General features: G+C 70.8%; 11 protein-coding genes, 1 pseudogene and 1 riboswitch. Of the genes and pseudogenes, 5 read left to right on the plus strand and 7 right to left on the minus strand.

The window, feature by feature from the left end:
• Window positions 1–36: 36 nt before the first annotated feature.
• From OG207_RS03940 to OG207_RS03970, 7 genes and pseudogenes are all read right to left on the minus strand, one after another.
• Window positions 37–804, minus strand: a complete 768-nt coding sequence (locus OG207_RS03940) for a hypothetical protein (RefSeq protein ID WP_329095909.1) — start codon at window positions 802–804, stop codon at window positions 37–39.
• Between the two features lie 28 nt (window positions 805–832).
• The gene (locus OG207_RS03945) at window positions 833–2029 is read right to left on the minus strand and encodes a hypothetical protein (protein WP_329095911.1); all 1197 of its coding nucleotides are present in this window, start codon (window positions 2027–2029) and stop codon (window positions 833–835) included.
• A gap of 148 nt (window positions 2030–2177) precedes the next feature.
• The gene (locus OG207_RS03950) at window positions 2178–2708 is read right to left on the minus strand and encodes a hypothetical protein (protein WP_329095913.1); all 531 of its coding nucleotides are present in this window, start codon (window positions 2706–2708) and stop codon (window positions 2178–2180) included.
• 65 nt (window positions 2709–2773) lie between these two features.
• The gene (locus OG207_RS03955) at window positions 2774–3982 is read right to left on the minus strand and encodes an IS110 family transposase (protein WP_329095915.1); all 1209 of its coding nucleotides are present in this window, start codon (window positions 3980–3982) and stop codon (window positions 2774–2776) included.
• Window positions 3983–4192: 210 nt separating this feature from the next.
• Window positions 4193–4483 (minus strand): annotated as a pseudogene (locus OG207_RS03960) (hypothetical protein); the annotation flags it as partial.
• Between the two features lie 95 nt (window positions 4484–4578).
• Window positions 4579–5589, minus strand: a complete 1011-nt coding sequence (gene galE, locus OG207_RS03965; protein WP_329095916.1) for a UDP-glucose 4-epimerase GalE — start codon at window positions 5587–5589, stop codon at window positions 4579–4581.
• Between the two features lie 188 nt (window positions 5590–5777).
• Entirely contained in the window at window positions 5778–7190 is a 1413-nt protein-coding gene (locus tag OG207_RS03970; protein WP_329095919.1) for a hypothetical protein, read from the minus strand.
• Between the two features lie 116 nt (window positions 7191–7306).
• Window positions 7307–7436: riboswitch (cobalamin riboswitch) on the minus strand.
• A 376-nt stretch (window positions 7437–7812) separates the two neighbouring features.
• Between OG207_RS03970 and OG207_RS03975 the strand changes: the two genes are divergently transcribed.
• The 5 genes from OG207_RS03975 to OG207_RS03995 are packed head-to-tail and all read left to right on the plus strand — an operon-like array spanning window position 7813 to window position 15196.
• A complete protein-coding gene (locus tag OG207_RS03975) occupies window positions 7813–10605 on the plus strand; it encodes a prenyltransferase/squalene oxidase repeat-containing protein (RefSeq protein ID WP_329095921.1) in 2793 nt (930 codons plus the stop codon).
• On the plus strand, window positions 10605–11546 hold the full coding sequence (locus OG207_RS03980; RefSeq protein ID WP_329095923.1) for a hypothetical protein: 942 nt from the start codon (window positions 10605–10607) through the stop codon (window positions 11544–11546). The genes OG207_RS03975 and OG207_RS03980 overlap by 1 nt, the downstream gene beginning before the upstream one ends.
• A gap of 4 nt (window positions 11547–11550) precedes the next feature.
• Entirely contained in the window at window positions 11551–12735 is a 1185-nt protein-coding gene (locus OG207_RS03985) for an energy-coupling factor transporter transmembrane component T (protein WP_329095925.1), read from the plus strand.
• Window positions 12732–14387: an ABC transporter ATP-binding protein gene (locus tag OG207_RS03990; protein ID WP_329095926.1), complete on the plus strand. Its 1656-nt coding sequence runs from the start codon at window positions 12732–12734 to the stop codon at window positions 14385–14387. Before OG207_RS03985 ends, OG207_RS03990 begins: the two co-directional genes overlap by 4 nt.
• Entirely contained in the window at window positions 14384–15196 is an 813-nt protein-coding gene (locus OG207_RS03995) for an ECF transporter S component (RefSeq protein WP_329095928.1), read from the plus strand. The genes OG207_RS03990 and OG207_RS03995 overlap by 4 nt, the downstream gene beginning before the upstream one ends.
• Window positions 15197–15212: the final 16 nt, after the last annotated feature.

Here is a 15212-nt window from a genome sequence, read left to right on the forward strand (position 1 = left end):
TCTGCGCCTGGGATCCGTCGCCGGGTCCTTCGTTGGCTACTGGAAGATGACGACCGGGTGGATGTCCAGGGCGCCGTCCTCGGAGTTCCAGCCCTTGACCTTCCCCAGGCAGCTGCCGGAGAACTCGCCGGCGGAAGTGTGCCGGCGCAGGCCCGCGTTGGCGCAGGCCAGACGGACGCGGGCCGAGGGGACGGCGGAACCGACGCCGGCGTAGGAGGCGATGAAGACGGTGGTGCCGCTCGGGTCCTCGGAGGTCCGGGCGGCCAGCCGGAATCTTCCCTTGACCAGCACGTAGTCCTCGACGTGGCTCAGCAGGGTGCTCTTGGGCAGCGGATCGGACTGGCCGAGATCGCTCAGCAGTTTGACGAGCGCCGGGTTCTTGCGGAGCGTGCTGGTCTTGAGGTTGGCGTGGACTATGCCGTTCCCTTTCTCGATGGCGTCGACGAGGATTCCGATCACCTCGATGGGGGTGTGGGTCTGGACGTAGTTGGTGATCAGCTGTTCCCCCCGGGTCCTTTCGAAGCCCAGCGTGCCGTCCGGGCTGGCGGCGCTGACCGTGTAGCCGCCGTTGGTCTGGTGCTCGACCGCCTGGACGAGGGCCGCGGAGTGACGGCCCATTTGATAGCTGTCGGTGATGGCGGAATCGTCCAGGTAGACGCAGATGCCCTGGGTGAGGTCCAGTCCCGTGATCCGCTGCGCGCGCAATTCCAGGAGGCAGTACACGATGAGGAAGATCAGGCTCGCGACAGCGGCCGCCCAGACGGACAGGAAGCACCACCACTCGCTGAACCAGAGCTTGGACATGGCCGTCGCTTCCTTGTCGCGGGGGCGGTCAGGAGAGGATGCGCTTGCAGCCGGCGACTGCCTGAAGGATGGTCTCCAGGGCCTTGGGCGAGGGCAGGAGGGCGCGGGTCCGGTTGACCGTGGCGGGTGCGGGCAGGTTCCGGCTCCCCAGGAAGGTCCGGAGCTGGTCCTGGCCGTGGGCGTCCAGGCCGGTGTGGAAGCCGAGCTCGGTTGCCCGTTTGCGTAACTCGGGGTCGGAGTCGATGAGGACGGCCAGTTCGTCGGCCCGCGGCTTCAGCGAGATGATGCGCGGTTCGGTCACGAACGCGCTGTCCGGGTAGAGCAGGACGCGGGTGGTGTCGGGTTTGCCCTTCACCGACTTGTGGTGGAGCTGGTAGGCGAGGTACTGGTGCTCGTAGACCACCGGGGTGGGCGCGGAGTCCTCACCGTTGACGAAGGAGTCGAAGCGGTCGCTGGCCGGGCGTCCCTGAGCCTCCAGGAGTGGTTTGACGGCCCTGCCCACGTCGTCGGCAGAAGCCTCGTCCACTGTGCGGCTGCCGTGGTAGGAGAAGGCGACCTGGCTGACGTAGGTCTCCGCGGAGTTCGAGTCACAGTACGGCGAGGTGTAGGCGGCGACGACGTTGTTGTTGATCCGGCCCGGATCCAGTCCGAGGTCGCTCCAGGTCGTGTCGGTGCGGGCGAGGTCCAGGAACTTGGCCAGGTCGAGGTCGTAGTACAGGGTGTCGGCGGAGGCGGTGCCCTGGGGTGCCGCCGCCCCCCTGCCGACCAGGGCCTCGGCGTAGGCCCGGTAGGTCGCGATGACGAGTGGGCTGTTGAACGGCAGCTTGATCATGGCATGCTCGTGCGCCGCTTCCCGGCGTTCCTTGATGGTGTCGGCCGCCGCCTGCCCGGAGGGGAAGACGAAGTCGTACTGGCTGAGGTCACCCTCCGCGACCTGACGCGACCCGGCGACGTCCACGGTGACCTTGATCCGGTGGCGCATCAGGATCCGCTGCACCTCCGGATCCGCGAAGAGGTCGGCCTTGGAGGCCACGCGCCCCTTCAGCTCGACCACGGGCACTCCCGGGACCGGGAGGTTGCCGGTGAGGGCGAGCATCCCGGTGGCGAGCACGAGGATGGCGAAGGGGAAGGCGGCGACTCTCCGGAATCGCCGGCGTGCCAGGAAGAACGGGCGCCTGCCCGCGATCCCGAGTGAGGGCTCTTCGAACACATTGGCCGGGTGCACAATTGACAGGGTGTCAGGCATGTGGCGAGGGTGCGAGACTGTCGGCGGGTGTTCACCAACCAGTTGCGGCTTCGTTACGCCCGTCAGGAGGGCGGGCCGCGCCAGTTGTGACTGATTCCCAATGACCGTTGTCAAGGGTCGAGGATGCCTACTGGGTGGCTGATGTCATGCCGATGGCGCGGCGGAACCTTGCCCACAGAGAGGTCGGCACGAGGACGCTAGGGACTTCGTCAGGAGAGCCGGCGTCCTGTGATGCCGCGATCCGCTCTGCTCGGTAATCGTGAGCGTCTCCGCGGAATGCGACGGCGTTCTCCCCGATCCCAACTACTGCCAGCAGGGTGTCCAGGGCCTTGTCGGCTTGCTCGTGCGGCTGAGTGAGCCAGACATACGAGAAGCCGAACGGATGGCTGTCGTGCTTGCTGATCGCGAAGCTGAAGCCTTTCAGCCGGAACAGCACGACGTCGAGCTCGTCCAGCCCGTCCCAGGACCGCTCCACGCCCAGACGTAGCCGCTGGGCCACGGGCTTCACCGGCAGCTCCAACGCTCCGATCATCTGGAACAGCGGGACGGAGTGCTCCCAGAGGCTGTACTGGTTGGCGGGGTTCTTGCCGGTGTAGTAAGGCGGCTGCGTGGCCAGCTGCCAGTCGGGCTCAGGTCCCGGGACCTCGATCTCTGTCACAGCAGCTCCTCCCCAGGGCCTTCAGCAAGCTGGTGATCAACCTACCTCCATGGGGCTGGCCGGCTTTATGCGGCGCCGGGCAGCACCGGTTGCGGTGGCTGGGCCGTCCATTGGCGTTGGTCGCGGATGAGGGCCCACAGGACGTCGAGGCGGCGGCGAGCAAGGGCGAGGATCGCCTGCTTGTGGTTCTTGCCCTCGGCTCGTTTGCGGTCGTAGAAGGTCTTCGAGGTGGGGCAGAAGCGGGCGGCGATCTGGGCGGAGAGGTAGAAGACGCGCAGGAGCCTGCGGTGGTAGCGGTGTGGTCGGCGCATGTTGCCGCTGATCCGACCGGAGTCCCGTGGGACCAGTGCGAGGCCTGCGACGCCGGCGAGTCGCCCCGAGCTGCCGAAGGCGTCCATGTCACCGCCGGTGCAGGCGATGAATTCCGCTCCCAGCAACGTGCCCATGCCGGGCATGCTGAGGACCACTTCGGCGTGTCGGTGCTCTCGGAAGCGGGCCGCGATCTGCGCGTCGATGTCGGCGATCTCTTCGTCCAGAGCCAGCACTGCCCTGGCCAGGGCGTTCACCACGGCTGCGGCTGTGCTCTCTCCGGCCACGGCGGTGTGCTGGGCCTGTGCCGCAGCGACCGCCGCCTCGGCCATCGCCTGGGCGGCACGGACTTTGCGGTTCTTCAGCCAGGTCGCGAGCCTGTTCGGGCCGACCCGGCGCAGGCCAGCCGGGGTCTGGTAGCCGGTCAGAAGGATGAGTGCGGCTTTGGAAGCGGCGTAGTCGAAGGCCCGCTCCAGCGCCGGAAAGTACTCCAGCAGCTGGGCTCGCATCCGGTTGATGGCGCGGGTCCGGTCGGCCGCGAGGTCGTAGCGGCGGGCGGTGAGGATCTTCAGGTCCACCGCGATCTCGTCCCACTCCTGCAGAGGCTGCAGATCCCGCCGCATCCGTGCCTGATCGGCGATGACGTAGGCGTCCTTCGCATCCGTCTTGCCATCTCCACGGTAGCCACGGGAGGCGTGGTGAACGGTGCGGCCAGGAATGTAGAGCAGCCGCTGGCCATGGCTTGTCAGCAGAGCGATTAGCAAAGCGCCACCGCCGGCGTTCAAGTCGACGGCCCAGGTCACCGGACCGTCCTCTGCCAGTGCGAGGACGTCGCCTATCAGCTCCAGGAGCTCGGGCTCGTTGTTGGGCACCCGGCGCGAGAGCACCTTCGTCCCGTCCGTGTCGATCACCGTGCAGTGATGCGCGGCTTTGCCGGCATCCGTCCCCGCCCAGAGCTCGGGCACCCGAGCCTCCCTCGTCGTCCGGTTGACTGGTCCCTGCAGACGACCACGCCGACGTGTCCTTACGAAGCGATCTCTATTCGCTCATCCCAATGAGTGGCCGTGTCGTCGCGGGGCACTGGGCGGCCAATCAGTCAAAGCCACACCTACGGCATGAGCGCGCTAAAGCCACACCCAGGCCCCCGGGTCTCCCGATCGTACGAAGGACCGGAATCAACCCGCCAACAAGGTAAGGAAGCGTTTCAGCGGACCGGTGGCCGGTTGGGTTGGCCGGCTGGGCCCCGTCCGGTGGTCAGGGCGGGGCTGTGGCACATCACGCCGAACAAGCGCCTTGGCGTCCGGCTCACCGCTACGCCGTGCGTATGTCATCCGCTCGCGCACGCCGCGCAACGTTCGGGGCCGGTATCCAGGGTCGCCGCAGCACCTCTTGTGGAGGCCCGCACCGGCGTTCAGCAGCACTGTCAGAGTCCGCCGGGCCGCGATGTCTCGTCGCCGGGGCGATGCGCCTTGCGACAGCCAGGTGCTCGTGCGCGCGGGCATCGAGGCGGACTGCCTAGCCGGCGGGGGACACGCCCCGCGCCGACCGGTCCGACCAAGGGCTACCGGGACCGGCCGGAGTCCGCGAGAAGGGTGTCGCGGACGGTCGCCCAGTGCAGCGAATGGCGGATGCCGTCGACGATCGAGTACTCGGCCCGCCAATCCAGGAGGCGTTCTGCACGGTCACTGCGGGTGTACGCGCCCACGACGTCGCCCGGGCGCGCATCGGCCTCGATCACGGAAATCGGCCTGTCGGCCACGGAGTTGAAGGCCTCGACGAGCTCCTTGACGGTCGTTCCGGTACCCGTGCCGAGGTTGATCGCCAGGGCGGGGTCCGCGTCGGTCAGCAGGGTGTCGAATTGGGTCAGGGCAGCAACGTGAGCGGACGCCAGGTCCCAGACGTGGATGTAGTCGCGGATGCCGGAACCGTCCCGCGTGCCGTACGTCGTGCCCGTGACGCAGAAGTCGCTTCCGTTCTCCATCGCCTGGATCATCTTGCCGAGGGCATGGCTGGGGTGGCGGAGTTGCAGACCCGTGCGCATCTTGGGATCCGCGCCGATCGGGTTGAAGTACCGAAGGGAAAGGATCTTGATCGGCTGACTGGCGGCGATGTCGGCGAACATGGCCTCGCAGACGGCCTTCGTCCGGGCGTAGGGGCTCTTCGCGTCGATGGGAGAGTCCTCGTCCACGGTCAGGTCGTCGCCCTCCCGGTAGATCGAGGCCGAGGAGCTGAAGATCATGCGGCTACAGCCGTTGCGCAGCAGGTGCGCGACGAATTCCAGGCTCTTGGCCACGTTGGCGCGGTAGTAGCCCACCGGGTCACCGACGGAGTCGGGCACGACGATGAGCGCAGCGCAGTGGACCACGGCCTCGATGTCGGGGTGTTCCGCGAAGACCCGGTCGATCAGCGCGCCGTCCGCGATGTCGCCTTCGTAGAAGGCCTTGTCCTGGGCGAATTCGCGCCTTCCGGTGACGAGGTTGTCGAGGATCACCGGAGTGATCCCGGCGTCCGAACAGGCCGACGCCACCGTGCTGCCGATGAATCCGGCGCCGCCGGCGATCAGGACCTTCATGTGGAATCCCACCCGCTCGTCATTTCGGACACTGCTGATCCGGCAGAGCCTACGGGCTGTCCCGCGGACCCCGGTGGAGCGGCCCGCCGGGCGCGGGCCCGGAAGGGGACTGCGGGCCCGGTACGGGACTGCGGGCCCGGTACGGGGCTGCGGGCCCGAAGGTCCGCAGCCCCACCGGCGTTCGGCGGTCAGACGCCCCAGCGCAGGGCGATGGTGTCGCCCACGTTGATGACCTTGTTGCGGACCGCTCCGGCGAACGCGGAGCCGTCGACGCTGACCTTCCAGATGTTGGAGCCGCTGTTGGCCTTGCCGTTGACGGCCGTGACGGTGCCCGTGCCCGACGAGGGGGTCACGCTCGTGACGCAACCGGTCGGGGTCGCCCCGCTGGTGGCCGCGTTCAGGACGTCGCCGAGGGTGGTGGTCGTGCCGGTCGGGGTGAAGGACACCGAGCAGACCTTGAGGTTGCCGGCGCCGTCGTCGACGCTCAGCGCCAACTTGGTGGCCGTACCGGCGGTGAAGGTGGACTGGGCGACCCACTGCGGGGCGCCGGGGGTGACCGGGACGGGCGGGGCCGTGGTGAAGCCACCGCCCGCCACGGCGCGCAGGGCGTCGATGGAGGAGTAGGCGGAGGGGACGGTGTCGGAGGGCTTGTACTTGAAGCCGCCCGCCGGGTTGTACTGGTTGGCTATCAGGAAGTCGATCGGGGTCTTCCCGGTGACCGTGAGGAAGTCGCCGGTCTGCGGGTTGAAGCCGCAGGCGTTTAGGCCCGCGACGCCCCAGCCGTTGGAGCTGGTGTTGACCCCGTAGAGGGAGTTGAAGGCGCCGGTGGAGGGGACCAGCGTGCTCTTGAGGAAGTTCTTCGCCTGGACGACGTCCGTGTCCGTGTTGGGGACGCCGGAGACGCAGAGGGCCGCCATGGTCGCGCCGGTCATGTCGACGTCGCTCGCGGAGTTGAGGACGGTCGGGTTGCCCTCGGCCTTCTGGTAGGTCCAACCGCCGTCCACGTGCTGGTTGGCGCGGATCCGGGTGACGATCGAGTCGGTCAGCGCCTGCGGGATGCGGGCGCCGCCGGCCTGTGTCTTGGCGCCGCCGAGCGAAAGGGCCGCGAAGACCGTGCCGTTGAAGTTTCCGGGGGATCCGAAGTAGCCCGTCTCCGCCGTCTGCCAGTGGGAGTAGATGTTCGCCACGAGGTTGCGGGAGGCGGAGACGCGGGCCGGGTCGATGCCGGCGGCGTACGCGTTCAGGGTGCCGCGCTCGTAGTCGGTGACCACCGGGGAGGCGGACGGCCAGGCCGCCGTCGAGAGCAGGTTGCGGTAGACGGTGCGGGCGTTCTTCGTCGTGTCTCCGCCGGGGTAGACGTCCACGACGGCCGTACCGGTCGCGGCGAAGGCACTGAAGGCCCACTCGTTGGAGAGGCCCGCACCGGCGTACGAACCGTCCGCCGCCTGGAGGGACTTGAGGTAGGCGACGCCGTTGGTCTTGGAGGTGGCGATCTGTGCGGGCGACGAGGTCGCGAACGCGGGCAGCGCGGTGAGGACGAGGGCGCCGAGCGCGGCGGGGACCGCGAGCGCGAGGCGGCGGGAGGTACGGGGACGGGACATGGCCTGCTCCTGGAATCGGCGGACGCCGACCGCTCCCGAAGCCCCCGCCACCGTACGGACGCACGGCCGGGCATGCCGGAGGGCCGCCGTCCGGAACGCGTGGTACGGCTTCCTGCACTGCATCGCCGCATGGGCATTCGGGCTCGGAGACGGCCCCCGCCGTCCCACACCGCTGCGCGTCAGCTCCGGCTTCCCACCGGATTCCCCCATCTGGCAGCCCTGGACGCTACCTGAGTGATCAAGGGTCCGCCAGCCACGTGGGAGCGGTCCGACGGGACCCGTCCGGGGCGTGTCCCATGAGACGCAGGCCACCTTGACGCTGTCTTTATCGGCGTGTTCCACTCCGACTGATAAGCACTCAGCTCCAGGGGAAGCCGGTCTGAATCCGGCGCTGACCCGCAACCGTAGGCCCGGTCCCGCCGGGCGAGCCGGAATGCCTGGAGCCAGGATTTTGCAGCGAGAAACGCCGTCGCGGACTACGGCGTGGTTCGAAGGCTTCTTCCGCGCTCTGCGTTCTGCGCCGCGCCCGGCGCCCTGCGCCCCGTGCCGTGGCCGTGTGCCGTGCGGGTACGGGAAGCCCTGTGCCACGCACTGGTCCGCCCGGCCGACACGAGGGGCCGTGGTGGGGACCGCAGAGCAAGCAGAACGACGCACGGGGCGGAAGAGGTTGGTGTCGCTGCTATCGGCGGCGCTGCTGACCTTCGGCACGAGCGTGGCCTTCGTCACCGGTACGACGACGTCCGCGACGGCCGATCCGATCGAGGGGTGCACGGCCACCACCGGCGCCGTCGTCGCCGTCGACTTCGGCCCGTTCGGCGGGAAGGTCGAACGGGGCTGCGACACCACCCCCACCACGGGCTACGAGTTGCTCCACGCCGGCGGTTTCACCACGGAGGGCACCCAACACGACGGCCCCGCCTTCATCTGCCGCATCGGCAGCGGATCCTTCAACTCCGGTACCCAGTACCCCACGGCGGACAAGGAGAAGTGCGTCCTGACCCCGCAGGCGACCGCGTACTGGTCGTACTGGGTCGCGTCCCCCGGCCAGAAGACCTGGACCTACAGCTCGCTCGGCGCGATGGCCCGGATACCGAAGGCCGGTGACGTGGACGCCTGGGTGTTCGGCAGCACGGACATCGGCGGCACCTCGGGCAAGCCCACCTTCTCCCCCGACGACGTGCGCGCCGCGGGCGGCAAGCCCGATCCGGACCCCACGGGCCCGCCCCCCGTGCCGCCGGGCACCGTCGACGTGGCCGCCGCCACCCGCTGGATCACCGGGAAGTTGACGGACGGCGAGCGGGTCGTCGACGAGGGCGCCACCACCCCGAACTACCTGCTCACCACGGAGGCCGTGTACGCCCTGGCCGGCGCCGACCCCAAGAGCGCGGCGGCCCGCAAGGCCGCCGACTTCCTGGCCGCGCCCGCGCACACGGACGCGTACGCCTACCCCGCCGGCAAGGCCGGGATCCCCGACGCGACCGCTGCCGCACGTCTCGCTCTGGTCGCCGAGGCCACCGGGAAGGATCCCCGCGCCTTCGGCGGGCACGACCTGCTCGGGGACCTGGTCACGTACGTCTGCCCGAGGGACATCGGCGACGGCGAGACGATCGACGGCTGTCTCACCAAGGGTGACTTCCGCACCACCGGCCAGTCGGATGCCCAGGCCATGGCCGTCATCGCCCTGCTGAACGGCGGCGTGACGCCTCCGGCCGATGCCGTGAAGCGGCTGACCGCCCTCCAGTGCGAGGACGGCGGGTTCACCAGCATCCTCATCCGCTCCGGCGGATGGTGCGACAGCGACGCGAACGCCACCGCACTGATCACCCTGGCACTCAAGCGGGCCGGCGGCCACGACGCCGTCGTCGAGAAGGCCCGCGCCCATCTGCGCAAGTCCCAGCTGCCCACCGGCGCCTGGCCCGCCGCCGCCTACATGACCACCGGCAACGCGGCGTCCACCGGCTGGGCGGCCCAGGCCATGCGTGCCCTGGGCGACACCCCGTACGCCGACGCGGGTCTGTTCTGGCTCTCCAAGCAACAGCTGCCCGGCGGGGCCTTCGGATTCGAAGAGGGCCTGACCGAACCGCAGTTGTACCCGACCACCCCGGCCGTCGTCGCGGCCGCCAAGAGCGACCTCGTGAAGCTGACCACCAAGAAGGTGGACCCGCCCGAGCCGCCGACCACGCCGTCACCTCCGACGTCGCCTTCACCGCCCACCACTCCCCCCGGCGACGGGCCGGACCTGAAGAAGGGCGCGGCGTACCTCACCGACACCGCCCGTCTGATCCAGGGCCGCTACTACGAGAACGCCCCCGGCAGCGGCTTCGCCGACTACGGTCTGACCATCGACGGGGCCTACGCCCTGGCCGCCACCGGTGAGAACGACCCCGCCCTGCGCAACATCGTCGACTTCCTCGACAAGGGCGGCAAGGACGGCAAGGGCCGCGGCGTCCACGACTGGACCCTGATCGGCACCCGGCACGCCGGCGGTGGTTCCCTCGGCAAGACCGCCCTGCTCGCCGAGGCGGTGGGCCGCGATCCGCGCGCCTTCGGCGGCCAGGACCTGATCGCCGCCCTCGCCAAGGCCGTCTGCCCGGCCCCGAGCACGGCGCCCGACCGGAGCTGCGCCGCCAAGGGCGCGTACACCAACGCCCCGTCCGTGTTCTCCCAGTCCCTCGCCGTCATCGCCCAGGTCCGCGCCGGTGAGAGCGCCGCAGCAGCCGATCCGATCGCGTACCTGGAGAGCCTCCAGGAGCCCTCGGGCGCCTGGCCCAGCCTGATCGGGACGCCCAGCGGCGCCGAGGTCGATTCCACCGCGATGGCGGCCATGGCCCTCGACCTGCTTCCGGACGCCAAGGCGCAGGCGGCCGTGGACAAGGCGCTGGTCTGGCTGGCGGCGCAGCAGAAGGACGACGGCGGGTTCCCCGGCGCCTCCGGCAACTCCGTCAACTCCGCCGCCCTCGCCGTCCAGGGCATGTCCCTGGACGCGCCCAAGTACCGTACGCAGATCGCCAAGGCCCGCACGTTCCTGGCGACCCAGCAGAACGGCGACGGCGGGTTCAACGTGGCGAAGGGCGGCCAGCCCGGTTCCGACGTCCGCGCCTCCACCCAGGCGGTCGGGGGCGCCACCGGCATCTCCTTCGCCACCCTCACCCGCAGCCTGAACGGCACCGTCCCGCAGCCCGTCCCCAGTGGCACGACCGGCGCTCCCGCCATCGTGACCCCCGGCGGGGAGACGGCGGGCGGGGAGACGGCCGGCGGCAGTAGTGCTTCGGGGTCGGGCGGTGGTCTCGCCTCCACCGGAACCCAGGTCGCCGGCATCGCCGCCGCGGCGGTGGCCCTGGTGTACTGCGGCTGGGGTACGACCCGCGTCGCCCGCCGCCGACGCCACGACGAGACGACCGGAGGCCGGGCGTGATGCGCGCGCACCTCCTGCGGGCCGTGGCCCGTACTGCGGCCACGCTGGGGCTGACGGTGGCGGCCTTCGCCGCCACCGCGGCCCCGGCGGGGGCCGCCCCGCAGCCCATGGGGCAGTGCACCACCTCGTCCGGGGTGGTCCTCGCGGTGGACTTCAGCCGCTGGGGCGGACCCGTCTACCGCTCCTGCGGTACGACCCCCACCACCGGCTACGAGCTGCTCAACCAGGGCGGCTGGGCCACGACCGGCACCGGCCACGACGGGCCCGCCTTCATCTGCCGGATCGGCTACAGCGGCCACCAGGGGGGCAAGCAGTTCCCCACCCCGCAGCAGGACGACTGCGTCCTGACCCCGCCCGCCTCCGCCTACTGGTCGTACTGGCACGCGAACCCCGGCCAGAACACCTGGGAGTACAGCCAGCTCGGTGCCATGCTCTACAAACCGAAGCCCGGCAGCGTCGACCTGTGGATCTTCGGTGGGACGAACATCGAGGGCACCGAGGGGAAGCCCACGGTCACCCCCGACCAGCTGCGCGCCAAGAACGCCAGGCCCACCGGCGGGCCCGCGCCGAAGGACACCCGCACGGCGGCCCCGCTGCCGCCGAACGTCAACACGGGGCCCAGGCCCGAGAACCCGCCGCTGGGTGCGGCGCCCTCCCCCACGACACCGCCGCCCAGCTCCTCCGCCCCGACCCCGAACCCGTCGCCGTCGCCGGAAGGCCCCACCGCGAGCGCCGCGCCGACGCCTTCCGCGTCGCCCTCGTCCGGGGAGCCGGCGCTCGCCGCGCCGTCTCCCGGCCCCCGGGTCGTCGAGGCCGCGCCCGCGGCCGACGCGCAGCACGACGCGGGCTCCTTCCTGCCGGCCGTGGCCACCGGGGCGCTGGTGCTGTTGATCGGCGCCGCCGCCGTGTTCGCGGCCAGCCGCCGCCGTCGTACGGAGTAGCCGCGTGTCACGCACCACCACCGCTGCGGTCAAGCCGCCCGCGTCCGGCCCCGCGCCGGACGCGGGTGGCCGTCGGCTGCCCCGTACCCTGCACCCGGTCGCCTGGTGGATCTGGGCGCTCGCCCTGGCCACCGCGGTGAGCCGCACCAACAACCCGCTGCTGCTCTTCCTCGTCCTCGCGGTCCTCGGCTACGTGATCACCGTGCGCCGTACCGAGGCCCCCTGGGCGCGCGGCTTCAAGTACTACCTCTACCTGGCGCTCACGGTCGTGACGATCCGTGTGCTGTTCCGCGCGGTCTTCGCCACCGGCATCACCCCGCGGGACCACTTCCTCTTCTCCCTGCCCCACGTCCCGACCCCCGATTGGTACGCCGGCATCCAGCTCGGCGGCCCCGTCTCCCTCGAAGCCCTGCTGTCGGCCGCCACCGACGGGCTGCGGCTCGCCTGCATGCTGTGCTGCATCGGCGCGGCCAACACCCTCGCCAACCCGAAACGGGCCCTGCGGGTCCTGCCCGGCGCCCTCTACGAACTCGGGGTGGCCGTCACGGTTTCCATCAGCGTCGCTCCCCAACTGGTGGCGAGCGTCCAGCGCGTCCACCGGGCGAGGCGGCTGCGGGCCGGCCGTACGAAGGGGCTGCGCGCCCTGCGCGGCATCATCGTCCCGGTCCTCGAGGACGCCCTGGAACGGTCCCTGCGGCTCGCCGCCGCCATGGACTCCCGCGGCTACGGACGTGCCGGAACCGCCACCCGCCGCTCCCGCCGGCTGACCGGAGCCCTCATGCTGCTCGGCATGTGCGGCCTGTGCGCCGGGGCCTACGGCCTCCTGGACGCCACCGCGCCGAAACTGCTGGGCCTGCCGGCCATGGCCGTGGGGGCGTCGCTGTGCTTCGCGGGACTGAGGCTCGGCGGGCGCCGGATCACCCGGACCACCTACCGGCCCGACCCCTGGCGGGCCGCTGAATGGGCCGTTGCCGGCTGCGGGGTGCTGTCCGCCGTCCTGCTCTTCACCAACATCGGTTTCGACGCTGCCGAGTTGAACCCTTCGATCTACCCCCTCAGCTGGCCGACGCTGCCACTGGTCCCGGCCGCGGCAATCCTGCTCGCCGGCACGGCCGGCTTCCTTGCTCCGCCCCCGACCGCTCCCGCCCGCCCGGCGGTACCGGCACCACGCACCGAGGAACCCAAGTGATCCACTTCGACCAGGTCACCGTCCAGTACGAGGACACGGCCGAACCGGTCCTGCGCGACGTCGACCTCACCGTCGAGGAAGGTGAACTCTGCCTCGTCGTCGGCCATACCGGCGTCGGCAAGTCCACCCTCCTCGGCGCGGTCAACGGACTCGTCCCGCACTTCACCGGCGGCACCCTCTACGGACGTGTCCTCGTCGACGGCCGGGACACCGCCGAGCACCCGCCCCGCGAACTCGCCGATGTCGTCGGCGTCGTGGGACAGGACCCGCTCGACGGCTTCGTCACCGACACCGTGGAGGAGGAACTCGCTTACGCGATGGAGCAGTTGGCGATCCCGCCGGCCACCATGCGCAAGCGCGTCGAGGAGACCCTCGACCTCCTCGGCCTCGCCGACCTCCGCCACCGCGCCCTGCACGAGCTCTCGGGCGGCCAGCAGCAGCGCGTCGCCATCGGCTCGGTGCTCACCGCCCACCCCCGGATCCTGGTCCTCGACGAGCCGACCTCCGCGCTGGACCCGACGGCCGCGGAGGAGGTGCTGGCCGCCGTGACGCGCCTGGTGCACGACCTCGGCGTCACCGTCCTGCTCGCCGAACACCGCCTGGAGCGCGTGGTCCAGTACGCCGACCGCGTCATCCACCTCCCCGGCGACGGGCGGGTCGTCTGCGGCCCACCGGCCGAGGTCTTCCGCACGTCGTCCATCGCGCCGCCCATCGTGGAACTCGGCCGTGCCGCCGGCTGGGACCCGCTCCCACTCTCGATCCGTGACGCCCGCCGCGCGGCCGCGCCCGTACGGACCCGCCTCGCCGGTACGACTCCGCCACCGGTACGGCCCGGACCAGCCCCGGACCCGGCCGAACTGTTGAAGGCCCGCGGGGTGACGGTGACCTATCAGGGCGTCCCGGCCGTCCGCGAGGTCGCCCTGCACCTGCGCGGCGGCGAGATCACCGCCCTCATGGGCCGCAACGGCTCCGGCAAGTCCTCCCTCCTGTGGGCCCTCCAGGGCTCCGGTCCCCGCAAGGCCGGCACCGTGCACATCCCCGCCGTGGACGGGGGCAAGGACGCCGACCCGCAGAAGCTGTCCGCCGCCGAGGCCCGCCGCCTCATCGGTCTGGTCCCGCAGACGCCCACCGACCTGCTGTACCTGGAGAGCGTGAAGCAGGAACTCGACCAGGCCGACTCCGAGTCCGAGGTCGGCTCGGACGCCCCCGCGGCGCGCGCGATCCTCGACCGCCTCGCGCCCGGGATCGACGACGCCACCCACCCCCGCGACCTGTCCGAAGGGCAGAAGCTCGCCCTCGTCCTCGCCATCCAGCTGTCCGCCGCACCCAAGGTCCTGCTCCTCGACGAACCCACCCGCGGCCTCGACTACCGCGCCAAGGCGGAACTGATCCGCATCGTCGACGACCTGGCGGCCGAGGGCGGCGCCGTCGTCATCTCCACCCACGACGTCGAGTTCGTCGCCCGCGCCGCCGACCGCGTCGTGGTCATGGCCGAGGGCGACGTCGTCGCGGACGGACCGACCGGCGAGATCATCCTCGCCTCCCCCGTCTTCGCACCGCAGACCGCGAAGATCCTCGCTCCGCTCCCCTACCTCACGGTCGCCCAGGTGGCCGCCGCCCTCCCCGACGACGAGACGGACCGGGCCTCATGACCACCGCCGCACGCACGGCAGCGATCCGCATCAACGCGCGGGCCGGCGTCGTCATCGCCATGGCCGCGTTCCTCGGGGTCGTCGCGTTCTTCTGGCCGTTCCTCGTCGCGCCCGGGAAGTTCGGCTCGAACTACGCCCCGCCACTAATCTTCGGGGTACTGCTCGTGATCGTGCTGTGCGTGGTGATCTCCGAGATCGCGGAAGGCGGGATCAACTCCAAGGCCCTGGCCATGCTGGGGGTCCTGTCCGCCGTCAACGCGGCGATCCGCCCGCTGGGCGCGGGGACGGCCGGCATCGAGACGGTGTTCTTCATCCTCGTCCTGGCCGGCCGGGTCTACGGTCCGGGCTTCGGTTTCACCCTGGGCTGCACCTCACTGTTCGCCTCCGCCCTCATCACGGGCGGGGTCGGGCCCTGGATGCCGTACCAGATGTTCGGCTGCGCCTTCGTCGGCATGCTCGCCGGCTTCCTCCCGAAGGCCTCGGGCCGCCGCGAGATCGTCATGCTCGCCCTCTACGGCTCCGTCTCCGGCTACCTGTTCGGCTTCCTGCTCAACCTCTCCTTCTGGCCCTTCTCCCTCGATCCCAACAGCTCCATCGCGTACCTGCCCGGCCTCCCCTTCACCGAGCAGTTCCAGCGCTACCTCGCCTTCGACCTCGCCACGTCCCTGGGCTGGGACACGGGCCGCGCCGTCACCAACTTCATCTGCATCACCCTCGCGGGACCGGCCGTCCTGACCACCTTCCGACGTGCGGCCCGCAAGGCCCGCTTCCGGGCACCGGTCCACTTCCGGCCCGGCGCACGCCCCTGACCGGGTCCACGGCCCC

It is taken from the genome of Streptomyces sp. NBC_01439, from assembly GCF_036227605.1.
Classification (GTDB): domain Bacteria; phylum Actinomycetota; class Actinomycetes; order Streptomycetales; family Streptomycetaceae; genus Streptomyces.